At 61.4% G+C, this 25440-nt stretch carries 23 protein-coding genes and 3 pseudogenes; 12 read left to right on the top strand and 14 right to left on the bottom strand.

All coding sequences use genetic code 11. The annotated features are described in order from the left end of the window. Positions 1 to 5 precede the first annotated feature (5 nt). The 7 genes from NKH73_RS15450 to NKH73_RS15420 form a co-directional block, all read right to left on the bottom strand. Positions 6 to 758, bottom strand: a complete 753-nt coding sequence (locus NKH73_RS15450; protein ID WP_352932936.1) for an SDR family NAD(P)-dependent oxidoreductase — start codon at positions 756 to 758, stop codon at positions 6 to 8. A 20-nt stretch (positions 759 to 778) separates the two neighbouring features. Next, positions 779 to 1798, bottom strand: coding sequence for an ABC transporter permease (locus NKH73_RS15445; RefSeq protein ID WP_352932934.1), 1020 nt, complete (start codon positions 1796 to 1798; stop codon positions 779 to 781). Further along, complete coding sequence (locus tag NKH73_RS15440; RefSeq protein WP_352932931.1) at positions 1795 to 3372, bottom strand: sugar ABC transporter ATP-binding protein; 1578 nt, start codon at positions 3370 to 3372, stop codon at positions 1795 to 1797. The genes NKH73_RS15445 and NKH73_RS15440 overlap by 4 nt, the downstream gene beginning before the upstream one ends. Positions 3373 to 3380: 8 nt before the next feature. After that, on the bottom strand, positions 3381 to 4475 hold the full coding sequence (locus NKH73_RS15435; RefSeq protein ID WP_352932928.1) for a sugar ABC transporter substrate-binding protein: 1095 nt from the start codon (positions 4473 to 4475) through the stop codon (positions 3381 to 3383). Positions 4476 to 4620: 145 nt separating this feature from the next. Then, positions 4621 to 5559, bottom strand: coding sequence for an NAD-dependent epimerase/dehydratase family protein (locus tag NKH73_RS15430; RefSeq protein ID WP_352932925.1), 939 nt, complete (start codon positions 5557 to 5559; stop codon positions 4621 to 4623). Between the two features lie 5 nt (positions 5560 to 5564). Then, a complete protein-coding gene (gene puuE / locus NKH73_RS15425; protein ID WP_352932922.1) occupies positions 5565 to 6467 on the bottom strand; it encodes an allantoinase PuuE in 903 nt (300 codons plus the stop codon). Positions 6468 to 6482: 15 nt separating this feature from the next. Then, the gene (locus tag NKH73_RS15420; RefSeq protein WP_352932919.1) at positions 6483 to 7730 is read right to left on the bottom strand and encodes a hydantoinase/carbamoylase family amidase; all 1248 of its coding nucleotides are present in this window, start codon (positions 7728 to 7730) and stop codon (positions 6483 to 6485) included. A 162-nt stretch (positions 7731 to 7892) separates the two neighbouring features. Between NKH73_RS15420 and NKH73_RS15415 the strand changes: the two genes are divergently transcribed. The 3 genes and pseudogenes from NKH73_RS15415 to NKH73_RS15405 form a co-directional block, all read left to right on the top strand. Next, positions 7893 to 8771, top strand: a complete 879-nt coding sequence (locus NKH73_RS15415; RefSeq protein ID WP_352932916.1) for a LysR family transcriptional regulator — start codon at positions 7893 to 7895, stop codon at positions 8769 to 8771. A gap of 410 nt (positions 8772 to 9181) precedes the next feature. Further along, positions 9182 to 9454, top strand: a pseudogene (locus NKH73_RS15410) (integrase core domain-containing protein); the annotation flags it as partial. Next, a pseudogene (locus NKH73_RS15405) lies at positions 9448 to 9748 on the top strand (GNAT family N-acetyltransferase); the annotation flags it as partial. The pseudogenes NKH73_RS15410 and NKH73_RS15405, both read left to right, overlap by 7 nt. Before the next feature lie 128 nt (positions 9749 to 9876). Here NKH73_RS15405 and NKH73_RS15400 read toward each other — a convergent pair. Further along, complete coding sequence (locus tag NKH73_RS15400; protein WP_352932914.1) at positions 9877 to 10593, bottom strand: pentapeptide repeat-containing protein; 717 nt, start codon at positions 10591 to 10593, stop codon at positions 9877 to 9879. A gap of 563 nt (positions 10594 to 11156) precedes the next feature. Between NKH73_RS15400 and NKH73_RS15395 the strand changes: the two genes are divergently transcribed. Beyond that, positions 11157 to 11543 carry a hypothetical protein gene (locus tag NKH73_RS15395; RefSeq protein WP_352932912.1) on the top strand — a complete coding sequence of 129 codons (387 nt, stop codon included), beginning with the start codon at positions 11157 to 11159 and terminating at the stop codon, positions 11541 to 11543. Between the two features lie 736 nt (positions 11544 to 12279). Here NKH73_RS15395 and NKH73_RS15390 read toward each other — a convergent pair. Both NKH73_RS15390 and NKH73_RS15385 read right to left on the bottom strand, forming a co-directional pair. Next, on the bottom strand, positions 12280 to 13119 hold the full coding sequence (locus NKH73_RS15390) for an IclR family transcriptional regulator (RefSeq protein ID WP_352932909.1): 840 nt from the start codon (positions 13117 to 13119) through the stop codon (positions 12280 to 12282). 103 nt (positions 13120 to 13222) lie between these two features. Beyond that, positions 13223 to 14104 (bottom strand): cupin domain-containing protein, encoded by an 882-nt coding sequence (locus NKH73_RS15385; RefSeq protein ID WP_352932906.1) that lies wholly within the window; start codon positions 14102 to 14104, stop codon positions 13223 to 13225. Positions 14105 to 14350: 246 nt separating this feature from the next. Between NKH73_RS15385 and NKH73_RS15380 the strand changes: the two genes are divergently transcribed. The 8 genes and pseudogenes from NKH73_RS15380 to NKH73_RS15345 all read left to right on the top strand — a co-directional run bounded on the left by NKH73_RS15380 (position 14351) and on the right by NKH73_RS15345 (position 21561). After that, positions 14351 to 15349 (top strand): TRAP transporter substrate-binding protein, encoded by a 999-nt coding sequence (locus tag NKH73_RS15380; protein WP_352932903.1) that lies wholly within the window; start codon positions 14351 to 14353, stop codon positions 15347 to 15349. Between the two features lie 125 nt (positions 15350 to 15474). Beyond that, a complete protein-coding gene (locus NKH73_RS15375; RefSeq protein ID WP_352932900.1) occupies positions 15475 to 16038 on the top strand; it encodes a TRAP transporter small permease in 564 nt (187 codons plus the stop codon). Continuing rightward, positions 15978 to 17313, top strand: a pseudogene (locus NKH73_RS15370) (TRAP transporter large permease). Before NKH73_RS15375 ends, NKH73_RS15370 begins: the two are co-directional and overlap by 61 nt. 29 nt (positions 17314 to 17342) lie before the next feature. Continuing rightward, positions 17343 to 18125 (top strand): HpcH/HpaI aldolase family protein, encoded by a 783-nt coding sequence (locus NKH73_RS15365; protein WP_352932897.1) that lies wholly within the window; start codon positions 17343 to 17345, stop codon positions 18123 to 18125. A 35-nt stretch (positions 18126 to 18160) separates the two neighbouring features. After that, positions 18161 to 19105 carry a DUF6282 family protein gene (locus NKH73_RS15360; RefSeq protein WP_352932894.1) on the top strand — a complete coding sequence of 315 codons (945 nt, stop codon included), beginning with the start codon at positions 18161 to 18163 and terminating at the stop codon, positions 19103 to 19105. A 30-nt stretch (positions 19106 to 19135) separates the two neighbouring features. Further along, positions 19136 to 20065: a 3,5-dioxohexanoate:acetyl-CoA acetone transferase gene (gene kce / locus NKH73_RS15355; protein WP_352932891.1), complete on the top strand. Its 930-nt coding sequence runs from the start codon at positions 19136 to 19138 to the stop codon at positions 20063 to 20065. A 13-nt stretch (positions 20066 to 20078) separates the two neighbouring features. After that, positions 20079 to 20792, top strand: a complete 714-nt coding sequence (locus NKH73_RS15350) for an NAD(P)H-dependent oxidoreductase (protein WP_352932888.1) — start codon at positions 20079 to 20081, stop codon at positions 20790 to 20792. A gap of 22 nt (positions 20793 to 20814) precedes the next feature. Continuing rightward, the gene (locus NKH73_RS15345) at positions 20815 to 21561 is read left to right on the top strand and encodes an SDR family NAD(P)-dependent oxidoreductase (protein ID WP_352932885.1); all 747 of its coding nucleotides are present in this window, start codon (positions 20815 to 20817) and stop codon (positions 21559 to 21561) included. Positions 21562 to 21565: 4 nt separating this feature from the next. Here NKH73_RS15345 and NKH73_RS15340 read toward each other — a convergent pair whose 3' ends face one another. The 4 genes from NKH73_RS15340 to NKH73_RS15325 all read right to left on the bottom strand — a co-directional run bounded on the left by NKH73_RS15340 (position 21566) and on the right by NKH73_RS15325 (position 25431). Further along, positions 21566 to 22075 carry a GGDEF domain-containing protein gene (locus NKH73_RS15340; protein ID WP_352932882.1) on the bottom strand — a complete coding sequence of 170 codons (510 nt, stop codon included), beginning with the start codon at positions 22073 to 22075 and terminating at the stop codon, positions 21566 to 21568. 169 nt (positions 22076 to 22244) lie between these two features. Continuing rightward, positions 22245 to 23732 carry an NAD-dependent succinate-semialdehyde dehydrogenase gene (locus tag NKH73_RS15335; RefSeq protein WP_352932880.1) on the bottom strand — a complete coding sequence of 496 codons (1488 nt, stop codon included), beginning with the start codon at positions 23730 to 23732 and terminating at the stop codon, positions 22245 to 22247. Positions 23733 to 23734: 2 nt separating this feature from the next. Next, positions 23735 to 24571, bottom strand: a complete 837-nt coding sequence (locus NKH73_RS15330; RefSeq protein WP_352932877.1) for an HpcH/HpaI aldolase/citrate lyase family protein — start codon at positions 24569 to 24571, stop codon at positions 23735 to 23737. Further along, complete coding sequence (locus NKH73_RS15325; RefSeq protein WP_352932874.1) at positions 24571 to 25431, bottom strand: HTD2 family dehydratase; 861 nt, start codon at positions 25429 to 25431, stop codon at positions 24571 to 24573. Before NKH73_RS15325 ends, NKH73_RS15330 begins: the two co-directional genes overlap by 1 nt. Positions 25432 to 25440 lie beyond the last annotated feature (9 nt).

Raw genomic sequence — 25440 nt, 5'->3', positions numbered from 1 at the left:
CAATGCTACCAGCTTACGTCGCCGCCGTTCGGCGAAAGGCTTTGGCCGATCATGAAGCTCGCCTCGTCCGAAGCGAGATAGACATAAGCGGGCGCGATCTCATCCGGTTCGGCGACGCGCCGAATGGGAAGCTGTTCCGTCTTCCACCGCCTCCAATCGGCATCGCTGGCCCGCCATGTCGCGGTATCGGTGGGGCCAGGACAGACGCAGTTGACGGTGACGCCGTGGCAGGCAACCTCCTGCGCGACGGCGACGCTCAGCCCCACCACCGCGGCTTTGGTGGCGCTGTAGACGGCAGCGCCGGCCGCCGGCTTGTGCGCAAGTTGCGAGGCCGTATTGATGATGCGGCCGTAGCGCTGCTTCAGCATCGGCGGCAATGCCTGTCGCATGCCGAAGGCGACGCCCCGCAGATTGACGTCGATCAGCCTCTGCCAATCCGTCCAGTCCAGCGTGAGGAAATCGCCCGGCGGCTGGCCGATGCCGGCATTGTTGACCAATATGTCGATGCGGCCATGGCGGTCGATGGTCTGTCTCACCGCCGCCGCCACATCGGCTTCGACGGTCACGTCGCATTGAAGCGAAAATGCTTCGGCGCCGGCCGCCACGACCGCGGCGGCAGCTTCTTCCCGGTGCTGAGCCTCGCCGCAATCGGCTATCGCGACGCGCGCCCCTTCCCTGCCGAAGGCGAGAGCGACGGCTCGCCCAATTCCGACGCCGGCACCGATGACCAGGGCGCTGCGACCGCTTAGCCGTTGCATTCACGAAACTCCGCAATGCGCTAGGTGAGAGATTCCTCACGTCCGCGCACGAGTTGCGACAGGGCCACGGCGATAACCAGGGCGCCACCGTAGAAAAGATCCTGAACGAACGTATCGATCCCGAGGATTGAAAGTCCGGTGATGCCGGTGACGAGAAGATAGACGGCGATTACCGATCCCATCGGGTTGAAGCGTCCGGGGGAAATCGAGGTCGCTCCCAGATAGGCGGCGGCGAAAGCCGGCAACATCAGCTGCGTACCGGAATTCGGATCAGCCGAGCCGGAGGTTCCGGCATAAAGCACACCAGCTATTGCGGCGAAGACACCGGAAGCGAGAAAGCAGATCAGGCGCATACGCGTGACGGGGATGCCGGACAGGCGAGCCACGTCCCTACCGCGGCCGACGAAGAGCGCCTTGCGGCCCAGGGATGTGAACTCGAACACGTAAAGCAGGAGCAGCGCGAGGGCGAGCGCGTAATAAAACGCCAGGGGAATGCCCAGAAAGCGGGTCAGGATGACGGCGTTGACAAGGCTCCAGTCGATGCCGCCAATGGTGCGCGAATTGCTGATCCACAAGGTGATCCCATGCAGGAACGTGCCGGTTCCAAGGGTCACGATCAGCGAATGGATGCGGAAGTACAGCGTGAAGAACGCATTAAGCAGGCCGGTGAGCAAACCAGCGGCCAAGGCGACCGCTATCGCCCAGCCGATCGGCCAGCCATGGCCAACATTGAGCACGGCAATCACCATCGACGAGAGCGTCAGGACCTGCGCGACGGAAAGATCGATGTCGCCCGCCGTCAACGGGATGATCAGGCCAAGGGTCAGGATCACCAGAACGGCCTGCGAGCCGAATATCGTCGAGAAGTTCGGCCAGGTCAGAAACGCATCCGGGGAAATGATGCCGAAGATGGCGATGAGGACAAGCCAGGCGATGAGCAGAGCGAATCGCTCCAGTTCCCTCAGAAAACCGCGGCGCCAATTGCGCTGGACTCCGCTCATATTCGGTTTGCTGGTGGCGGCGTGGGTTGCTTCTGTCATGGGGAATTCCCTTTGAGAAGAACAGGTTCGCCTGCGAGGACACCGCTCAGGCTGTCGAGACACCGCTCGGTGATCGCGGCCTTGGTCACTTCGCGACGCGACAGGCTCGCAGCGACGCGGCCGTGACTAAAGATGAGAACGCGGTCACAGATCATCTCCAGCTGTTCGTGGTCGGAACTGGCGCAGATGACGGCGGCGCCCCGCTCAGCCGCAGCACGAATGAAGCCATAGACCTGGTGGCGCGCGCCGACGTCGACCCCTTGTGTCGGTTCGTCGAGAAGGATCACGCGCGGCTCGGTCTGAAGCCATTTGGCGAGCACGACCTTCTGCTGGTTGCCACCTGAGAGATCGCGCATGAGCCGGCCCGGATCAGGCGGGCGAACATCGAAATTCCGCACAAGATCGGCAGCGTGCCGGACAATCTTGCGCGCCGTCACGAAATAAGCCGGCAGGGATCGGCCGAATGCCGGCACCGCCAGATTTTCAGCCACGGTCAGACCTTCGACGATGGCAGCCCTCTGCCGATCGGCCGGAACCAGCACCATGCCATGGCCTATGGCCCGAGCGGGCGTCATCGCCGCCAGCGGCAAGGCAAGATCGCCAAGCCGCAGATTGCCTGCCGTCGCAGGCATGGCACCAAAGAGGTGGTATGGGATTCTGTCGTAGCCAGAGCCTATGAGGCCGGTCAGGCCAAGCACTTCGCCTGCCCCAACCGCGAAATCCAAAGGCGGCAGGCTCTCGCTCGCCAAGCCCTTCACGACAAGCGCCTCGGCGCTGCCTCGATACACCGGAGACAGGCGCTCCATCGCGAGATCGCGGCCGACGATCGCGGCGATGAATTCGGCTTTCGAGGCTTGCGCGGTGGTGAGGCTTGCCGCGATGCTGCCATTGCGCAGCACCGTGGCGCGGTCGGTCAGTTCCTTGACCTCGTCGACGTCGTGCGAAACGAAGATGACGCTCGTGCCTCGCTGCGCCAACGTTCTCACCAATGAAAATAGATGATCGACATCGTCCCGCGACAGGAATGGCGTGGGTTCGTCGAGGATCAGCAATCCGCCGTTCTGGCCGGATGTTTCGGCGATTTCCTGGAACGCGCGCACGATCGCAACGAGGGCACGCTCGACGGGCGCGAGGTTGGCGACCGGCATTTCGGGGTCGATGGCGAGACCATAGTCGGCGAAAATCTTTCGAGCCTCGCGATGCGCCTGCCGCCACCGGATCAGCGGATTGGCTGTGCGTACCAGACGCCGCGCCAGCAGGTTTTCCGTGACCGAGAGCGACGGCACCAGACCGAGTGCCTGATGGACAACTGATATGCCGTACCGGTTGAACTCGCCGGGAGGCAGCGGCAGCGGCAGTTCGCGCCCGCCAAGCGTCACGCGGCCGCCGTCCGGCGCGTAGACGCCGGAAAGCATTTTGATCAGCGTGGACTTGCCCGATCCGTTATGGCCGAGCAGACCATGGATCTCTCCACGGTTCACGGTCAGTGTGACGTCATTCACGACCTTGGCGCCGCCGAAGGACTTGGTCAGCCCCTCGATGACAAGATTGGCGACACCTTTGTCGGTCGCCATCCGCGACATCACTGCAGGCCCCAGAGCTTGCGATAGCCGGCGACATAGGCGTCGCCGTAACCGGTGGAGATCTGCGGAGGCGTGCCGGCCGTGCTGGCATTCGATGCATCGAATATGTAGAGCGGCACCTTCGGATCCTTCACCACCGGCAAGCCGCAAAGCATCCTCATCTCGGCGTCGACGATCGCATGCGCCACCCAGTCGATGCTCTCGCCGATATCCATCTCGACGCTTCCTTGCTGAACAAGCTGCAGCACATAGGGGCTGCCGTTGAAGGTCGCGATTTTGACCCGGTCCGCAGACTGGGTGAGTTCGACGGCAGGAACAACGAACTGCGCCATGCCGTCATAGATCGGCAGGATGTAGTTTATCGAGGGATCGCGCAGCAGCGCCGCCTGCACCGTCGACTGCATGCGGGTCGCCCAGTCGGTGACCGGCACGTTGAGGTATTGGACCTTGCATTCCTCGCACTTGTCGATGATCTCCTTGATGCCGTTCTTGAGCGAATTGGCGGAGAAGGAATCCTCGGCGACGATGGCGAGCACATTCGCTTTGCCCTTGGTCTTGAGAACCGCCCATTGGGCCATCAGACGCCCAGCCTGAGTGTAATCGATCTGTACGTTCTGGAAGGGCGCCGGGGCGGGAGTGTCGAAACCGGACGCATGCGCGGCCACGATCTTAACCCCGGCCTGATCCGCCTGCGTTGCCTGCGGAACGAGAACCCGCGGGTCCGACATCAGCACATCGACGAGATCGTAGCGCTGCGTGATCGCCTGGTTGATGCCCTGGATCCACTGCGAGGGCTGGCCCTGCGTCTGGTAGTGATCGTACTGAAAACCGATCTCCTTTGCGATCTCCGCCATGCGGTTCGCCACGGCGCCGGTGAACTCGACCGCGCTTGAGAAGGGTACGACCATCGCCTTCTTGCCGCTCATGCAGGCCTTGGCATCGAACGCCTCGCCGGGCGCAGCGAAGACCGGCAATTTCTGATGCTCGGTAATGCTGGCCTGAATGGCGTCCAGGTCGGTTGCCGCGGCAGGGGCGATCGCTGCAAGGCCGAAAGCCGTTGTGAGGCCGGCAAGGCCGGCAATGTATTTGATCATGGTATGCATCCCTCTCTGGATGATCCGCCTTCGGCGGATTTGTTGTGATTGCGAGCCTGCTCAATACCAAAGGCCCGGATTCTGCCCGTCAGCGGTGAGCAGTTCGCAGTTTCCTGCGCAGGTCAGGATCGTGACGCCGGACATTTCACGCAACCGAATTGATTTGAAGCGGAATCTTCATGTTTTCTGATGTGAGCCACTCAGCATAGAAACGAATGCCGCTCGCCAGATCGATGGCGGGCCGCCAGCCCAGATCGCGCGCCGCCGCGTCGAGCTCGTAGGGACCTTGCGGATCCGAAAGCGGGTCCTCGGCGGCGCCAACGGCAATCGGTGGGCCGGGCACGATCTCCCGGACGAGATCGGCAAGCGCGCTCAGCACAATGCCCTGATCGGCCGCGATCGTGTAGGCAGGCGCGCCCAAGGACGGTGCATGAACGGCCGCGCTCAACGCGGCTGCGGCGTCGTCGACATGAACATAGTGGTAGCGCTGGTCGCGGCCGAAGGGCAGCGTCAACGGCTCTTTTTTCAGCCCGGCGAGGATCATATCACGGATGACGCATGCCGTTCGACGCCCAGGGCCGTAGACCGCCGCGATACGCAGGCTGACGCCAGAAATATCGTATTGCCGGCAGTAGGCCTCGAGGAGCGCTTCGGCTGCGATCTTGCTCGCCGCATAGACAGAGGACGGATGCAGGGCACGCTCCTCGCTCACGGGAAGATCGGTGGGTGTACGGCCGTAGACACTTGCCGAGGACGCGAAGACGAAACGCGGAACCGATCGTTTCCGGGCAAATTGCAGCAGATTCGCAGTGCTTAGTATATTCGCCCAGGCCACCCGGTCGGGCTCGTCGCGGTAGAGCGAAGGGCCTGAGATGGCGCCGCAGTGGACGATCGCGGCAAAGTCGTGCGGCGACGCCACGCTCCACAAGCGCTGCCGATCGCAAAGATCGCAGGCGACGACCTTCCTGTCCGGATCCGGTGACATGTCGAGGCCGACAACATCATAGCCACCCAGCCTCAAAACCTCTGCCGTTCTGGATCCGACAAACCCGGCAGCGCCGGTTACCAAAACCGCGCGAGCCATTGCCGTTACCGGAGCCGCGGCAGGTGCGTGGCCCGCCAATGTTCGGCGATGTCGATGCGCCGTGTTACCCAGACGTCGTCGGCGGCCGCGACGTGGTCGAGGAAACGCTCCAGGTCTGCGGCCCGACCGGGCCGACCGACAATACGTGTGTGGAGGCCGATGCTCATCATCCTTGGCGCGACCTGCGCCTCCCGCCGCAAGAAATCGAAAGCCTGGATCAGGTAGGCGGAAAAGCTCGGCGACTGATAACCGTAGGTGTTGACATAACGTCCGTCATTGTTGTCGAGCGTATAAGGGACGACGAGATGGTCCTGGCCGCCGACGTCGACCCAATATGGCAGGTCGTCGGAAAATGAATCGGCGTCGTAGACGAAACCGCCGGATTCGACGATCAATTTGCGCGTGTTGATGCTCATGCGGCCCGTGTACCAGCCCGTCGGCCGCGAGCCCGTGACTTCGGTATGGATGCGGATGGCTTCGGCGACCTGCGCGGCCTCCTGCTCTTCCGGCATCTCCGCGTATTGGATCCAGCGCAAGCCGTGCGAAGCGATTTCGAAATTCGCCTCTTTCATTGCAGCGACTGCTTCAGGATTTTTTTGCAGCGAAGTTGCGATGCCGAAGATGGTCACGGGCAGCTTGCGCTCGGTGAAGAGCCGGTACAGGCGCCACCAGCCGACACGGCTGCCATATTCGTACTGGGATTCGACATTGATGTTGCGGATATTGGCGAAGGCGACAGTCGGTTCCTCTGTGAGAAAAGCCTCGCTCTGGCGATCGCCGTGCAGGATCGAATGCTCGCCTCCCTCCTCGTAGTTGATGACGAATTGCACCGCGAGCTTCTTGCCGCCGGGCCACTTCGGGTCCGGCGGATTGCGGCCGTATCCGGCCAAGTCGCGCGGGTAGGTCATGGTGCTAGCTCCTCTTCAATAGGCAAGCGCGTGCAGGCCGGCGGCAAGCACGCGAATTCCGGCAACAATATCCTCCAGCGAGGAAAACTCCTCCGGCGTATGGCTGCGTCCGTCCTTGGAGCGGACGAATATCATCGCAACCTTGGCGATGGCGGCCATCTGCTGTGAATCATGACCCGCGCCGCTCGCCATCGTAAGGAACGGCACGCCCTGCTCGACGGCGGCGCGCTGCAAGGTGGCGACGATCCCGGGATCCGAGGGCGAAGGTTCATGGTCGATCATGACCCGCCAGTCGACGTTGAGACCTCTACGGCCGGCAACCTCGCGCATCAGCCCTTCATGCATTTCATACAGCCGTCTGCGTGCCGCCGCATCGGGATGGCGGGCATCGATCGTGAACGCCACCTTGGCCGGAATGATGCCGGGGAAATTCGGCTCGACCAGAACGCGGCCGATGGTCGTGACGGCCGGCCGGCCAAGGCGATGGGCCGTATTGATGAGCCCGGAAGCGATTTCGGCGAAGCCAGCCAGGGGATCATGGCGTATGTCCATCGGGAAGGCGCCGGCATGGTTCTGTACCCCGGCGAGCTCGGCGCTGTAGTGGCGGATTCCGGTGATCGCATCGACGACCGCGACAGGCAGCCCTGCCTGTTCAAGGATCGGGCCTTGCTCGATATGAAGTTCAAGGAAACTGTCGATGTCGTCGCGCCTCGCTTCAGGGATGCGCTCGGGATCGAGCCCAACCGAGCGCATTGCTTCCGCGATTGTCTCGCCCGAAAAGCCGATCACTCGCTCAGGGTCGCCCGTTGCGATCCGGCCGGTGACCGCGCGCGAGCCCCAATAGTTGGCATTCGGAAAGCGGCTCGATTCCTCCTCGCAAAAAGCCACCGCTTCTATGGTGCGCCTTGGCGTGCCGAACTGCTGCTTCAGGGCCTTCACGGCGACCAGAGCTGCCACCGCACCCAGCGCCCCGTCGTAACGGCCGCCAGGCGTTTGGGAATCGATATGTGAGCCGGAGACGACCGCCTTTTCAGTGGTCGACCCGCGAAGCCGACCCCAGACGTTTCCGACGGTATCACGGTGCACCTCAAGTCCGGCTTCCTGACAACTCCGGGCGAAGTAATCGGTCGCCCCCATCCACTCGGGAGAATAGACGGTGCGGGAAACACCGCTCTCACCGACGGCACCATAAGAAGCGAGTTCGAAAATAATCTTCTCAACAAAAGTCGGATCGAGCTCGATGACGGTGGCTGAATTGGGCACTGTTCCTCACTTTTAGACACTTGATTTGGTTAGCCGAGCTGCGCGGACGCATCTGCGGCTATGAATCCATGTCACGCGCGGCATACCAGGAAAATCGAATTATTTCGGAGGCGACGCATCAGGAAATCTGAAGTAAATATGAAACGACAGTGGAGAGCGGATTTGAACCACCGGCAGATCGAGACCTTCTACTGGGCGGCCCGTCTCGGCAGCTTTGCCCAAGCCGCACTCAGACTGAATGCGACACAGTCGGCGGTTTCAATGCGGATACAGGAGCTCGAAGCGCGTATTGGCGTTCCCCTGTTCGACCGCTCCCAGCGCACGGCCCGGCTGACATCACAGGGCGCATTGTTGATGCCTTATGCCGAAGAAATCCTGCTTGCCTCGGATCGCTTCCTCCATGTGGTGGCGGAAAAAGAGGAAATCGTCGGATATGTTAAGCTCGGGGTTGCAGAAATTGTGGCTCTCACTTGGCTGCCGACGCTCATACGCTTCGTGCGACAGACTTATCCTCGTCTGCAGCTCGAAGTTGAGGTGAGCTTGTCGCATCTCATAGAGGAAAAGCTCCACGCCGGTACGCTCGACGTCGCTTTTGCAGCCTGCGAAATGCCACAGTCACGCTTCTCTTCAAATCCGATCGAGATGATCCAATTTGCCTGGATGTGCAGTCCCGAACTGCCAGCCGTCCCCGAGGTGCTCACGCCTCAGGGGTTGAGCGAACTCCCGGTCATCGCGACGTCGCGTGAATGGCAGTTCCGAGGATCGACGCTGAGTTGGTTGACTACGAACGATATTCATTTTCGCAATTTGACGATCTGCAATACGTTCCGCACAGCGGCAAGCCTTGCGATCGCCGGCCTGGGCCTCGCTTACCTTCCCGAGCAGTTCTACCGAGGAGAGGTGGACTCTCGGCGCCTGCGGCGCCTTCGTTCCGATCCGGAGCCGCCCCCCTTGCAGATCTATGCAATACGGCCGCTGAGCGGCACGACGCCAACTCATCTATTGTTGGAGAAGGCTGCCGCAGCGGTTGTTGCGGGGTAAGCGGACGACAAGGGCGCTTTTCAAAATTCAAGCGCGTCAGCAACCGATGACTGACCCCCGTCGTGCCAGGAGGTATTGCCACGTGCGCAGTCGTGGTCGGACGAAGCCGGGCACGACCTCGTCAATCATCGGGTGCCGGCGTGCCTGTTGCGCCACGTTCGCCGAAAGAGAAGGAAGGAAGGGATAAACTTCGTGTGCACGACCTGTGCACGTATGGCCCTAACTATTTGTTTTTTATAGCCTGTCAGTCCAATCCGTCATAGGTGCGATGGCATTTTTCATATATTTTTCAGTCATTTAACCACAGTTTTTAAACAACACTAAGATTGGACAGACTGACATTGCCGGCCACTATGATATGTGACTCGTTTCATCTATTTTTCAAAGCGTAATCATCAATGTCACTCAACAATTCGGACCAGGGCAGCCAGTTCACCAGAGTTGCCTTCACCGATCTGTTGAAGAAGCACGAGATCGCCATCAGCATGGACGGCAAGGGGTCCGACGGACGGCGGGACAACGTGTTCGTCGAACGGCTCTGGCGGACGATCAAATACGAGGAGGTCTATCTTCGGGCGTACCCCAGCGTGCCGGAGGCGAGGGCTTCGATCGGCCGATACATCGACAACTTCTACAAGGCCCGACGACCCCAATCGAGCCTGGACCGGCAGACGCCACTCTGAGCCGTGGCGGCGAAGTCGTTGGCTATTCCATGTGTCGCGAGTTCGGCGCGGCTTTGTGATTGGCCCCATAGTGGCCCAAAACGACAAGGACGCGGTCCATCTTAGGGCCGTCCATTTGAAGAAGCTGGCAGGCCGATTCGCCCGCGTAGATGCGCGCGCGAGGGATGGCGTGCTTGCCGAGTTTCTACAGCAGAGCGGTCTCGGCATTGCCGAGACCGTGACGACGATGTCGAAAGGCCGCCGGTCTCGGGAAGACCGTGGGTTTATGGACTGGCCGGCCACGCGTTGAGCTGAACGCAAGTTCATGTCCGCCAATCGAGCTGCGGTCACGGCGGTAGGTCAACTAGGTCACATGCTCAAGCTGCCGTCAAAAGCGCTGATGCAGTTCCCGATAGGCGTTGCCGCAGTTCGCTTGTCGACAACTATTCCTCCTGGAATTGACAGGGCCAATCTTCAGGCCTCGTCAAGCCAGAAGGCAACTCGGTCCGGGCGTCTCCGCAAGCCATGTTGAGCTGCCACTGTGACAGACCCACCGAATTGGAAAGGTCGACGCCCTCGATACGGGTCAAAAAGAAAAAGGCGCGGTCAAAGTCTATCGGCGCGGTGAACGTCGCTCCTCGGAAGTCCGCCCGTGCGAGATTGGCAAATGAGAAGCGGCTGCCGCTGATATCGGCGTCATGGAACTGCGCACGCCCCAATTCTGCCTTTGTGAAATCAACATTGGTCAGATTGGCGTCCTGGAAATTCGAGCGCTGCATTTCCGCGCTCGCAAACACAGCGCCCTGCGCGTCCATACGGCTGAAGTCGGTCCTGTAGGCCTCGATTCTGTCGAACCGGGCGCCTTTGGCGGTCGAGTCGGCCAGGGAAGCACGCACAAGCGTAGCCTTCTCAAGATTTGCCGCAAGGAGATTGCTGTTCCTGAGGTCGGTCGAAGTGAAATCAACACCGAACAGGTTCGCCCCGCTCAGGTCCTGTCCTTCTAGGATGAGAAGCTTCTTGTCACACTCGTGCCAATTGACTCCAGGCGTCGCGGCTGCGCGGCAAGTGTGAGCAGCAGTGGCATTCTGCCAAGCAAACACAGTGCAAACCGCTAGAACCAAGCCGGATGCGCCGTAAGCTCTGGTTCGCCTCAAAGTCATTGTTGCTGGACCTCTGCTACTCGCCGACACTCACCCTTACCACATCTGCTGACACTCGAGCCACGGTGACCACCGCCGTCACAGTTAGCGCATTTCTCATATTCAAACTTTGATGTTGATCGACCGATCAACCCGCGCGTAGGGCGATTTGCGAGCCTCCCCATATCATCGGTGGTCCAGCAGAGATTCAATTGTCACCGGCCAGGCGCATCATTCTGGAGTCGGACCTATTTGCGCTGAAGAAGAAGCCCCGTCAGCAAACGAACTCGGTCACAGCACTGTATTGGCGGTATCCCTCCCTACTCAAGCCCCCGATGGGAGCGAACGTTTCCGATGATCAAGTTTGTCCCACCGTGTGCCCCGACGTCCCAATCTGTTTCATAAGCACGCGCAATTCGGCTGGAGGAGCAAGACAGAAAGTTCGAAAAGCTTCTAAGAACGCAGGCAAATTGGACGCCGCATCGGACAATAATGGTCACGGACATCGCAGCGAACGTCCGCGATGCAGGGGGTAAATATCGTCGGCAAAAGAGCGCCCGAAAAGGGCTGTCGGCGACTCCGTCGTGGGAGTGAAAATTGAAGAGAAGCAGAACTTTCGTGTGCGATTTTTGCACAAGGCCTCCCACAACTATCTGGTATTACCTATCTATCTGCCCATCCATCAGCGGCGGTTGGCCGCTTGCCATCCGCTGAAGAAGCTTGGGCTTTTGCTTTTTGGATGGGCCAACTTTGCAGCGCAGATCGCCGCACCGCGTCGCCCGTTCCGTTCGCGACCGCTTGAACGCAAGGACTGCGGACCGTCCGCTTTCGGGAGATGGCGCAGGAAAGCAGCCCTTTCACGCACATCGCTCAAAAACGGTTTGTTTACCATGCAACGAGTGCCGCGAGGCGCCAAACCACAAGAAAAATCAATCAATAGTTTAATAAAACCAGATCTTCGTTCCTCATAGCCTCGCTAGATCGTCTAGGTGCAAAATAGCTGCTTGCGGCGCCAATGGCGGACTAAAGGCATTCGTCGACGAAGCTGATGCACGACGCCGCATTAACCACTCACCAGCTGCGGCGCTTCTACGCGCCATGATCGCCGATCGGGGAAGCCTGGACTAGGCCCAGAGCATTTGTGGCGCACCCGGATCGAACATTAAAATCAACCCAATCGGTTGAAAAAACGGCACTGTAGAAGGGGGCTATTTGCCCAGCGCTTCGCTGCCGCCTTCTTGGCATCTCGGCTGTCGCTCTGGCGCTGGGTGCCAAGGCGGAAAGAAGCGCGCCAAAAACGGACGCGGCGGGGCGCTTCTGGCCTTTTAGGTCCAGTCGGCATTACGGCTTCCACCCCTTCGGCATGACTGTCTCTTTCGACTTCGTCATGGTCCACGACGGATTTCCGTCGCCGTCCCTCTCATCCTTAACGAAAATTCTAATGATATGGTCGGGGAAGTTGGCCAATTCGATCGCCAATTGCACATCATGGCCGTGGCGCTTTTCGTCATCGGTCAGAAACCGCTGGATGGTGCATTACGAGTTCGCGGCACTGGATTTCAGGAGCACAACGCCAGGAGCAGGATTATTAAGATCCCTACTGCGGCAGTGATCGAAACGGGATAGTCCGCAAACAGTGTCTCAAGGACCCGCCGCTTGGTCTCGCTCCGAGCTTTTGGAACATCACTTGGACGGCCTTCAGTCGGCCTACAGCCCTGAGAGGTTTTCATCTGCGTGAGACACCTGTCGCGCTTCACCGGCCTTCGGCCGATGGCCTAGATTCTTTGAGATTTCGTTGGCTGCATCAAAGATATGCCTGACCTGCTCTGTCGTCGGAGTTTCGCCGATGAACTGAACGGAGTCGGTTACCGCAATGGCGCCGACATAGTGGCCCAACGCATCGAAAATTGGGGCGGCCAGAGCATTGAGCCCGACCATCTCTTGATTGGGCGCAACCGCCCAACCACGCCTCCGTACCGCATCGATTTCTGCCTTGAGCTTTTCGGGATCGGAGATCGTGTAGGGTGTATGCATTTCGAGACCGGCGCTCATCACCTGCGGCAGAAGCATTGCATCTCCGAAGGCGAGCGTAAGCTTTCCCTGCGCACTGGAATGGAATTGCAAGATCGAGCCCGGCTTCACGCTGATGTCGATGTTGGAGCGGCTGGGCATGAGCAGCAGAATACGGTTGCCTTCCTTTTCGGGTTGGCTGATGGCGACTGCGTGGCCCAACCGGTCGCGCAATTCCCGCGCGGTCTGCCGCGCCGCCGAAGCCAGTTCGAAGCTTTCGGAGACGGCCTGGCCTAACGCCATGAGGCGGGCACTGATCATATAGCGCTCGCTCTCTTCGCTGCGGATCAGGTAACCGGCCGTCACCAGCGTCTGGAGATGGCGGTGTATGCGGCTCTTCGTGGTATCAAAGGCACGCGCAAGCTCGGAAACACCGACGGAGGTCTGGCATTGCGCGACATATTCAAGGATGTTGAGCGCAAATACGACGGCTTGTACCCCGCTGCCTTCACGCCTGGTGTCTTTGTCGTCCAGCATCATCGTCTCCGAAACCGGATGGCTTCAATCACACCGGCCGTTCATCACGACTGGCGCGAGATATGCAGACACTGGTGTCGATGTCCGGTGAAGCCAAGTCACGTCAGGCCTCCGGCCGCGGCATAGGATACTCGTCGGCGTTGAGCACCCACCCTGGCTGTTTGGAGAAGTCAACGCGCGGCGGCGAGAATATGTCGACGAGCTGATTGAGGCCTTCTTCCATGCCGCGTGACGTGTGGATAGCCGGTGGCGGGATGACGGCGAGCGAGGGCGACTTGCAATACGCATGCTCATCCTCGCGCCAGGCGGTCATATCGGAGGTCCAAGGCCAGCGCAGGTGGTGCGTGAAGGCTCCGTCGAGCGCCAGTGAACCCTGTTCGAAATCGTCGTGATGGTGCGGCGACAGCTTGGTGATGTCGCGCGGGCCCCGTTGAGGGTCGAGATAGTTTACCATCAGTGTGGTGCAGCGGAAGATGCGACCGAAACGGCCTGGCTCCTGCGGGATGTCGAGGCTGTAGGCGCGGACCCTATAGCCCGCCGGCGGCTCCGGCCACGGGTCGAACGGCGGAATGCGTGGATGCTCGGCACCGAATGAGGCAGCGTTTGAGCAGCGGGCTGCCAGGTCCGGTGATCGGGTTGAAAAGATACGAGCTATGCGCCCGCCGTCCGGGAGCGCAATCCGTGAATCGCCCGGGGGCAGAATGACCAGTGAAAAACCTTCGGCTACCGTTCGCCCCTCCGGCGCATCGATCACTGCGCCCTTTCCCTTGTCGGGGAGGAGCAGCACATATTCGTCGATCTGATCCTTGCGCTCGAGCACGGCGCCGCGTTCGGCCTCGGAATAGGCCACAAGGAAGTTCTGCCCGCGCGACATCCACGTCTTTTTATCGGCCGCGATCTCCCGCGGGTCTTCCTCGTAGTAGCGGCCATACTCGGCCGGCGTGTACTGGCCGGAGATGGAAGGCGCCTTTGCAGCGGCGGTCATGCGCGATCTCGGGTCGCTTGAATCATACATCTGCATTCACTCCAAGGGCAGTGTGCCAGCAGGAACTGTCGTTCCGTCCTGCAGAACATAAAAGCTGCCTATAGGAACGCACTCTCATCGGCCCTGTGTCAAGTGGCAGTTCACGTCGCAGTGCAGCCGGGTCCATTGCGGCCCCTTGACAGCAGTGGGAGACGCATGAATTATAGACGAAACAGCGTTCTGCACAACGAAACACGAGGAGACGTTATGCTGACTCGCCGCAGGGTAGTAACCCTTGCGGGCGCCGCCGCTGCGACGCTTGCAATGCCCAACATCTCTCGTGCCGCTCCCATCAACATGCGCCTGGCGCACGCCGCCAATGAAATTCATCCCGGCCACATCGCCGCCGTCGAGTTCAAGAAGGCGCTGGAAGCGCTGGCTCCGGGCGCGATCGACATCACCATCTTTCCGAACCGACAGCTCGGCGAGGACAAGCAGAACCTCGAATCCGCGATGGCTGGAACGAACGAACTGTGCGGCTGCTCGGGTGTGCTGTTTCCCTTGGTCACGGGGCGGCAGGCGCTCGACGCCTACCAGTTGCCTTTCCTCATCCGCGACTATGAGCATTTCGCCAAGATCGCGATGAGCGATATCGGTCAGAAGGTACTGGATGACCTGGCGCCTGCGGGGCTGATCGGCCTGCAGACGACAGATATCGGACAGCGGCACTTCCTGTCGGCGACGAAAGTCGTGAAGACGGTGCCCGATTTCGCCGGGCTGAAGACGCGCATCCTGCCGGTGCCGCTGCACAAGGCGATCTGGGAGGGCGTGGGCACAGCCCCTGTGGGCCTGCCCTACGGCGAGGTCTATGGAGCACTCGAGACCAAGGTGATCGACGCCGTCGAGATCAACGTCTCGTCGATGCTGGCCGAGAACCTCTGGGAGGTCGGCAAGAATTTCACACTCACGGCCCATTACCCGTGGCACAACGTCATTGCCATGAACAAGGCGGTGTTCGACGGGCTGCCGGCGGAGCTCCAGGCGGCCGTGCGCGAGGCCGGTAAGCAGTCGGTCGCACCGACGCTGGAATACACCAGGAACCAGGATCTCTCCGGCCGCGACGAACTCAAGGCCAAGGGGGTAACCTTCTACGAGCTCGAAAACCTGGCCGACATGCAGCAGAAGGTCGCGCCGATCGTCGAGACCTGGAGCGCCAAGGACCCGCTTATCGCGGAGTTCGTGACCGCCGCGCGCAGCCTGACCTGAGCGCTGATCGACGCCGGTGCGGCCGGGCCGGGATTACACCCGGCGAAAGTGGCCGCAAGGCAGCGCGTGACCCTGTGTCCGCGCCATCCTTCGCGCCTACGATCGTTCGACGAGGGGAGAAGCGGATGACACGAACAAGTATCGCAAGGCTTTTCGGCGCCTACGAACGCATCATTCAGGTGCTTGCCGGCGGGTCGATGGCCATCCTCGTCACCATCATGGTGGTGCAGGTGATCGCCCGCTACATCTTCAATTCGTCGCTGATCTGGGCCGAGGAACTTTGCCGCTACATCCTGATCTGGCAGACCTTCCTGTTCGTGGGCTATGCCTACCATCGCGGTGAGCTCGTCGTACTCGACCTGTTCAGCGCCAGCGTGTCGCCGCGCACCTATATGGCGATTCGCTTTGTTACAGCGATCCCGATCGCCGTCTTCCTCTATCTGATCATTTCCGCCGGGCTCGGTCACGCCCTGCGCTTTTCGGCGCAGATGATCCCTGCCCTCGACTTCATCTGGATGTCGCTGACCGGAAACGAACTGCACGTCCCAGTCTTCTGGATCTACGTCTCCGTGCCGCTGGGCTGCACCATCCTGCTCGCCCATTTCCTCGGCCGCCTCGCTTATGACGCGTGGCGCGTGGCGAGGGGCCTTCCGATCCAGGCTCCGCCAACCGTGGAGACGACGACGTGATCGGCTTCCTCGGCATTTTCGCCGTCTTCCTCATCCTCGGCATCCCGATCTCGCTGGCTCTCGGCGCGGGCGGGCTGGCCTATCTCTGGCTGACAGGCAACGGCGCACTGATCATGGCCCTGCCGCAGCGCATGTTGCAGGGCGTCGACCAGTTCGTGCTGCTGACCATCCCGCTCTTCCTTCTCGCCGGCAATCTGATGAATTCCGGCGGGCTCTCCGGACGCATGATTGGCTTTGCCAATGCACTGGTCGGGCACTTCCGCGGTGGCCTCTCGCTCGTGACCGTTCTTGCGAGCACGCTCTTTGCCGGCATTTCCGGCAGTGCGGTCGCCCAGGCATCGGCCATCGGCAGCTTCATGATCCCGGCAATGGCGCGGCAGGGCATTCCGGCCGCCTATGGCGCGGCGCTCGTCGCAATCAGTTCCGTCATCGACCCGCTAATCCCGCCGAGCATCACCATGATCGTGTTCGGCGTGCTGTCCGGCGCCTCGATCGGTCAGATGTTCATCGCCGGCGTCATACCCGGGCTCATTCTCGGCCTCTCGCTGCTCGGCTATGCCTGGTGGAAGGCAGCGCGCAACAATTATCCGCGCATGCCGAAAGTGCCGTGGAGCAAGCGCGGCACGGCGCTGATCTCGGCGATTCCGGCGCTGATGCTGCCGGTGATCATCGTCGGGGGCGTCAAGACCGGCATCTTCACCGTCACAGAATCCTGCCGTAGCGGTCGCCTACGCGCTGCTGGTCGGCCTGCTGCATCGCGAACTGTCGCGGGACAAGATCTGGCAGGCGCTGATCTCGACGGCGATCGCCACGTCGGGCCTGCTGTTCATCCTCGCCATGGCGAGCATCGTCGCCTTCGCACTGACCATCGAACAGGTGCCCACAAAATTCGCCGAAATGCTGCTCGGCGTGAGCGACAACAAGTTCGTGATCCTGCTGATGATCAACATCATGCTCCTGGTTCTCGGCAAGTTCCTGGAGCCGATCTCGGTGATGATTGTCACCATGCCGATCCTGCTCAAGGTGTCTCAGGTGATCGACATGGACCTGGTCCAGTTCGGCGTGATGGTCACCCTCAACGTCGTCATCGGCATGGTCACGCCGCCCGTCGGTGTATGCCTCTTCGTGGTCTGCGCGATCTCCGGACAGTCGCTGGGCGCGGTCAGCAAGGAGGTCGTGCCGATGTTTTTCATCTGCATCGCCTTGCTTGCCCTCATCGCGCTGGTGCCGGCCGTAACGCTCTGGCTCCCCAATTTCATGATGCCGGCGCCTTAGACTAGGCGCCAGAAAGGAAGGACGACACGATGGCTGCCACGACTGCCCCAACAGGTTTCCGCAAACGCTTCATCGCGGGCGAGACGCTCGTCGGCACCTTCATCAAGACCCCGGCGACGCATCCGGTCGAGATCCTCGCCAACGTCGGCTTTGAGTTCGTCGTCATCGACGAGGAGCACGCGCCCTGGGATCGCGTCGCCATAGATGGCGCACTGCTGGCCGCACGCGCGTCGGGCACCGCCGGCATCGTTCGTGTCGCCGAACCGACGGCAGCAAAAATCCTGTCGGTGCTGGACGATGGCGCCACCGGCGTCCTGGTGCCGCATGTCAGTTCACCCGCGAAGGCGAGAGACTTAGCCGCCGCCTGCCGCTACCGCGAGGGGAAGCGAGGCTTTTCGAACACGACGCGCGCCGGCGGTTTCGGCGCGGTCGGGATTTGGGATCATGTCCAGGCAAGTGACGAGAACGTCACGTTCATCGCGATGATCGAGGACCCGGAAGCGCTGGAGGATCTCGACGACATTCTGGGGACCGAGGGCCTGGATGGCGTCTTCATCGGCCGCGGCGACCTGACTGTGGCGTTCGGAGCAACCGGGATGGAGGCGCCTCAGGTGCGGGACGCCTGTGACAGGATTTTCGCCGCGGCGAAGCGAGCCGGCAAACCTGTCGCTGTCATGGTCGCGAGCGCCGAAGAGGCGGCGCGGTTCCGAGGCATGGGCGCAGGCGCTTTCATCGTCGCCTCCGATCAGGGCTTCATGCGCCAGGCCGCAATGAAGGCGTATGGCGAGATCGCTTCGGTCGCCAACGGCTGAGGCCGACAAAATCTCAAGAACGAGGAACAGGAAAAATGGCTGACACAACCACCGACTATCCGACCATCGTGCCGCTGCCGCCGATGGAACCCTCGCGCGCGGCCGAGGTCGCCGGCCTGCTCGTCGGAGCGGTCGATCTGCACTGTCATTCCGGTCCGGCCGCCATGCCGCGCATCCTGGGCCATCACGAGGCTTTCAAGATGGCCCTCGACGCTGGGTTCAAGGCGCTGCTCTACAAAGACCATTATTACGTCGGCATGCCGCACTGCGCTGTCCTGAAGGACATCTATCCCGACGCCGATATCGAGCTTTTCTCAGGCGTGGCGCTTAACAATGCCTCCGGTGGCGTCAATCCCCACGCGGTCGACCACGCGATCAAGCTCGGCGGCAAGATCGTTTGGTTTCCGACATTTGCGGCGAAAAACCACATCGCCGCCTATGCTGCGAAGAGCTTCCCCAAGACCGCCAAGCCGATGCTGCCGCCTGACCCGCTCACCGTGCTCGATGCGAACGGCAAGCTGATCGACGAGGCCAAGCAGATATGCGACTTGATCGCCGAGGGCGACATCATCCTGGCCGGCGGCCACCTCCACGTCAGCGAGCTCTTCGTACTGTTCGAAGAGGCGAAGAGGCGCGGCGTGAAGAAGATGCTCGTCAACCACCCATCTTATGTCATCGGATGCTCCGACGAGGACATTCGCGGCCTGGTCTCGCTCGGTGCCTATATCGAGCACTCGATCTGCATGTTCATCCCGAGCCGCGCGAAACAGCATGACGGCCAGGACCTGCTTCACCTGATCGAGGTGGCGGGCGTCGACCGCACCATCTTCGGATCAGACCTCGGCCTGACCCAGGCACCGAAGCCGGTGGACGGCTATCGCATGGTCGTCTCGATGATGCTCGACCTCCAGGTGCCGCGCCAGGACATTACGAAGATGATCTCGGCTAATGCGGCCGGGCTTCTCAACCTCGCCGCCTGAATTCGGCCGATCGAGAGGAAAAGCTACGCCATGGCGCCACGAAAAGTTATCATCACATGCGCGGTAACCGGGTCGATCCATACGCCCTCGATGTCGCCTCACTTGCCGGTCACCGCCGAAGAGATAGCCGACGCCGCCGTCGGAGCGGCCGAAGCCGGCGCGGCCATCGTGCACCTGCACGCCCGCGATCCGCAGACCGGTCTGCCCGACCAGTCTCCGGAGCGGTTCGAACCGTTCCTGAAGATCATCAAGCAGCGGTCCGATTGCGTGGTGAACATCACCACCGGTGGGGCACCGACGATGACGGTCGAAGAACGGCTCGAGCCGGTCGCCACATTCAAACCGGAAGTCGCTTCCCTCAATATGGGCTCTATGAATTTCGGCCTGTTTCCGATGCTGCAGCGCTTCAGGGAATTCTCGCACGACTGGGAGCGGCCGTATCTCGAAGGATCGCGCGACCGCATCTTCAAGAACACGTTCGCCGACATCGAGAACATTCTGATGACCTGCGCGGAGAACGGCACCCGCTTCGAGATCGAGTGCTACGACATCGGTCATCTCTACACGCTCGCCCATTTCGTCGAGCGCGGCCTGGTGAAGCCGCCGTTCTTCGTCCAGAGCGTCTTCGGCATTCTTGGCGGCATCGGCCCGCATCCGGAAGACGTCATGCACATGAAGCGCACCGCCGACAGGCTGTTCGGCAACGATTACCGGTGGTCGGTCCTAGGCGCGGGTCGCAATCAGATGCCGATTGCCGCGATCGCCGCGGTGAACGGCGGCAATGTCCGCGTCGGACTGGAGGATTCGCTATGGATCGGTCCGGGCAGGTTCGCCCGCTCGAACGCCGAACAGGTCCTCAAGGTCCGCGAGATCATCGAGGGCCTCGGCCTTGAGGTTGCGACGCCGGTCGAGGCGCGTGCGATCCTCGAGCTCAAGGGTGCTGATCGCGTGAACTTCTGACCGGGGTGGGCTCATGAACGTTCTGATCGTCTACGCACATCCCGAACCGACCTCGTTCAATGCGGCGCTGGTAGCATGTGCGAAGGCCGCCCTCCTGGCAGTCGGGCACACGGTGACGGTGTCGGACCTGTACGCCGATGGGTTCGATCCTGCGGCTGGACGGCACGACTTCCTGACCATCGCAAATCCGGATCGGTTCCATTACCAGTCCGAGCAGGCCCTGGCGGCGAGAGAAAAGGCCTTCGTTCCAGAAATTGCGCGCGAACAGGCGCGGGTCGCCGCGGCCGATCTTCTGGTTCTGCAGTACCCGCTGTGGTGGGGCGGCCCGCCCGCGATCCTGAAAGGATGGTTCGAGCGCGTGCTGGCCTACGGCTTCGCCTATGTCGACGGCCGGCGTTTCGACACTGGCGTGTTCAAGGGTCGCCGGGCTCTGCTCTCCGTGACGACCGGCGGCACGACGGCCCGTTTCGGTCCCGATGGCGTCTACGGCGAGATCGAGAAGGTGCTGTGGCAGACGCACCGCCTCACGCTGCAATATATGGGCTATTCGGTCGAGGAGCCCTTCGTCGCCTATGGCGCCCCGCGGGTCGGCGATGAGGATCGTGCTGCATATCTGGATGAGTTCGCCCGTCGTGTCGTCGAGGCGGCGGCGAAACCGATGGAAAGTAGGACAGACGAGGCGCTGCTCGAAAGCGTACCGGCCGACGCTTGGGCACAGACGCGCTGAGGCAGCGCGAGGAGGACATGGCATGAGCAGTTCCAAGGCTTTCGAGGGTAAGGTGGTTCTGGTGGTCGGTGGATCGCGCGGGATCGGCGCCGCAGTGTCGCGCCGCTTCGCGGGACTGGGCGCAGCCGTCGCCGTCGGCCATCGCACCGCCGGTGCGGCCGACGCTCTCGTCGCGGAAATCGCCGCGGGAGGCGGTGAAGCGAAGAGTTTCACCGTAGACACTTCGAGGTCTGGCGAGGCCGAGGCCGTCGTGCTCGGAGCGTACGAGGCTTTCGGACGGCTGGACGTCCTGGTAAACACGGCCGGCATCGGCCCATACCTGCCGCTGGCCAGGATCGACGAGACCCATTACCGTTCGATCTTCGATACCAATGTGCTGGGGACGATCATGCTTACGCAGGCAGCCGCACCTCTGTTGCCTTCGCCCGGCGGCCGCATCGTCCATTTTGCGTCGCGCCTCGCGTATAATCCGATCCCTACCAGTTCCGTCTATTCCGCGTCCAAAGCGGCCGTCGTCACGCTCGTCCACAGTTTCGCGCGTGAGTTGGCCCCGAAGGGCATCAGCGTCAACGCGGTGGCTCCGGGCGTGATCGAAACGGACATGACGACGAAGATCATCGCCGAACGCGGCGAGCACATACGCACCATGACGCCACTCGGCCGCATCGGTCAGCCGGAGGATATCGCCGGGATCGTGACCTTCCTTGCCTCGGATGAGGCCGGTTGGATCACTGGCCGCACGATCCTGGCGGATGGCGGCGTGAACTGACGCGTCAGCCTTGCAGGCCGGCCAACCTCAAGGCCATGACGCTTGGCGAAGAAAGCGCGACGACGATGGGCCTCACCGCCGCCTTTCCGGGCATCGCCGCCGAAGATCGAGTTGCAACGGCGCCTGTATTCCGCTCGCACATGTGCCGGTATGGCTTGTCGCATGAGAGTGTAATCAGGAGCCGGTTGCCTTGATCAACCGGAACGCTATGACCACCCGCGTCAACTTCGACGCGATCACGACCATTCAGCTTGGCGTGGTAGAGCGCGGCATCGGCTCGCTCCAACGCTTCCCCGATAGCTGTCTCGCCGCCGAGTACGACGGCCACGCCTAAGCCTAATGTCCCGCGCACCTGATGATCCCCGACGTCGCGCGCGGCGATAGAAATGGCCTCTTTGAGCCGGCGTGCGATCACCGCGCCCTCGCGGCTGTGCGTTCGGGGAAGCAACACCGCGCATTCCTCACCACCAAGCCTTCCGACGATATCGACGATCTGCGTTCGTTCGTGCGCCACCGCGGGAATATCTGCAGGGCGCAATCGCCAAGGGCATGACTGAATTGACGCTCGCACGAGTGGGGAGAAATGCGAGCGCCGAGATTCCAGCCGGCGCGAAGAATTGGCCGAATGCTCGCGACCTCTCCGCCATTTTCTCTGACATTGTCACAAAGCCTTGCATTGCTTCTTAGCTGGTGAGTCCGCCAAAACACAAGTATTTCAGCTCCAGATAATCATCGACGCCGTATTTCGAACCTTCCCGCCCAAAACCGGATTGCTTGATACCGCCGAACGGCGCGACCTCAGTCGAAATGAGCCCGGTGTTGATGCCGACCATGCCATATTCCAAGGCCTCCGCGACGGCCCACACACGGCCGATGTCCTTGGCGTAAAAATAGGCCGCAAGCCCGAATTCGGTGTCATTTGCCATCGCAATGACGTCTTTGACCGTATCGAAGCGGAACAAGGGCGCCAACGGCCCGAACGTTTCTTCGCGCGCAACCGCCATCTTGGAGGTTACCCCGGTCAGGACAGTCGGCCAGATGAAATTGCCGCCAAGGGGATGGTCAGGCCCACCCGCCACAATGCTGGCGCCCTGAGCGACGGCATTCTCAATGTGACGCCTGACCTTGGCCACGGCGCGGTCGTCGACCAGCGGGCCGATTTCGGTGCCTTCCGCGAAGCCGTCACCGATCTTGAAGGCTTTGACGCGACGCGCGAGCTTGTCGGCGAACTCTTCGTAGATGCCGCTCTGCACGTAAAGGCGATTGGCGCAGACACAGGTCTGGCCAGCATTGCGGAACTTCGAGATGATGGCCCCCTCGACGGCCGCATCGACATCGGCATCGTCGAAGACGATGAAGGGCGCGTTGCCGCCCAGTTCCATGCTGAGCTTCATGACTTGCGCGGAGGCTTGCGCCATGAGAGTGCGGCCGACTTCGGTCGACCCGGTGAAGGTGAGTTTGCGGACCTTCTCGTTTTCGCAAACCTCATCGCCGAAGTCCGAACTCTTCGTGATCGGGACAACGCTCAGCAGCCCGGCCGGCACCCCTGCCCTTTCCGCAAGCACGGCGAGGGCCAAGGCGGAGAGTGGCGTCAGGGCGGCCGGTTTGAAGACGATCGAGCAGCCTACCGCCAGCGCCGGTGCGATCTTGCGCGCCACCATCGCCGACGGAAAATTCCAGGGCGTAACAGCGCCGACGACTCCGACAGGTTGCTTGATCACGACGATCCGCTTGTCACGGGCGTGACCGGGGATCGTGTCGCCATAAACGCGCTTGGCCTCTTCGCCAAACCATTCCATGTAGGACGCGCCATAGAGGATCTCGCCCTTTGACTCGGCGAACGGCTTTCCCATTTCAGCGGTCAGGATCGTCGCGAGGTCATCGAGATTGGCGATTGTCAGATCATACCAGCGCCGAATGACTGCTGCGCGCTCCTTGCCGGTGCGGGTAGCCCACTCCTTCTGAGCGACATAGGCGACATCGATCGCCTTGGCGATCTCGGCTCGGGTAAAGTCGGGCAACGTGGCCAGCACTTCGCTGGTCGAAGGGTTGGTGACTTGGAAGAATTGTCCGGACCGGGATTGGCCGAGCCACTCTTTGCCGATCAATCCAGCTTCCCGGATTAGATCCTTGTCCTTGATCTTATTGAGGAGTGTCGCTGATACGGCCATGGTTAGACACCTTCACTGGATTGCAGACGGCCCCGCGCGAGAACTGCCCGGGCTTGGGCGATAATGGGAGCGTCGATCATTTTGCCGTCGACAAGGCGCGCTGCGCCGTCCCGGGCCGCGTCGACGACGCGCTGCGCCCAGCGCAGTTGCTGTTCACTCGGCTGGAAAGCCGAGATGACATGGGAAGTCTGGGCAGGGTGTATGCAAAGCTTCCCGCCGGCGCCATGATCCAAGGCCTGCTGGCATTCGAAGGCCAGCCTGGCGGTGTCCGTGACCTCGAAGGACGGGCCATCCAACGGCAGGGGCTTGCCGGCGGCCCTGCTTGCCACCGCCAACCGCATCATGGCATGGGCTTTGAGGTCATTGGATGTGGGCACACCCAAGTCCAGCGCAAAATCCGCGGGTCCGAAGGCCAGTCTGGCGACATGCGAATGAGCGGCCAACGCGCCTGCCGCCTCCAGCCCCCGCGCCGTCTCGATCAGTGCCATGATCTTGATGTCGTCACCCAAAATTCGAACCATCGCGTCGAGGATCGCCTTGGACTCCGCTTTAGGCAGGCAGATGCGCCGAAGCCCGAGCGCCCCGACCGCAGCAAGGTCCGCAGTGTACCAGTTGCTGTCTTGGCTGTTCACCCGGACGTAGGTGGGATTCCGCAATGTCAGGGCATGGTGAAGGTTGGACCGGGCGCCATCCTTGGCGGCGGGCGCAACAGCGTCCTCAAGATCGATAATGATCGCGTCGGCTCCGGAACGGTCGGCTTTTTCAAAACGATCTGGTCGGTCGGCCGGAACGAACAAAGGGGCAACAGTCGTAGAATGCGTGTCCCGCTGTGCAGACATCAGGCCACTCCCCGATCGATATCGGCTTCCATGTGCACGGCGCCACTCCCGCCTTGCGTCCAGAGTCGCTGACCATCGACGCCGGCCCTGACGGTCAGTTCACGGTCTGCAATCGCCGGAGCTATCCCGCGGTAGCGAAATGTCAGGGGTATACCGACGCCTTGCGACGCCGCGAGGTTGAGGAGAAGCGTCGCCTGGAGGGGGCCATGGACAACCAGCCCCTCATAACCTTCAGCCTCCGTCGCATAAGGCAGATCGTAGTGGATACGGTGACCATTGAAGGTGATCGCGGAGTAGCGGAAGAGCAACGTCGACGAAGGAACGACAGACCACACTTGCGCTGCTGGCCGGGTTATCGTGGGCGCCGCCAGCGAGGTGTTTCGAGACACGCCATTTCCCGATACCGCGGCTTCCCGATAAACGATGTCGTGCCGTTCACTCAGGGCGAGACCACGATCGGAATGATAAGCGTGGCCGACCGCGACGAACCAGAGTTCACCAGATCGGCCATGCTTGCGCACTATATCAAGGATGGTGGACACCTTGCGGACTTTGTCACCGAGGTTAATGTGATCATGCACCTGAAGTTCACCGCCAGCCCACATGCGGCGCGGCAGCGGCACGGGCGGCAACGACAGGCTCTTGGCGGGGTGCCCGTCAGCGCCCAACTGGTCCATCCCGGCGATTGCCGGCGACAGGCACCAATGGATGCCCAACGGGGCGGTATCTGCGGGCAGCGGCGCTAGATGCGGTTCGAAAATGGCGCGGAAGCTCTTTATGAGGCGCTCCGAAACGACATCGAAGCTCTCGCTTTGACGGCCAACCCATTCGGCGAATGGCTTCTGTTCGGTCGCGTCCATCAGCCTTGC

The sequence above is a fragment of the Mesorhizobium sp. M0938 genome (assembly GCF_040319125.1).
Classification (GTDB): Bacteria; Pseudomonadota; Alphaproteobacteria; order Rhizobiales; family Rhizobiaceae; genus Mesorhizobium; species Mesorhizobium robiniae.
The sequence above is the reverse complement of the archived record's forward strand: the minus strand, read 5'-3'. Positions and strand labels throughout refer to the sequence as shown.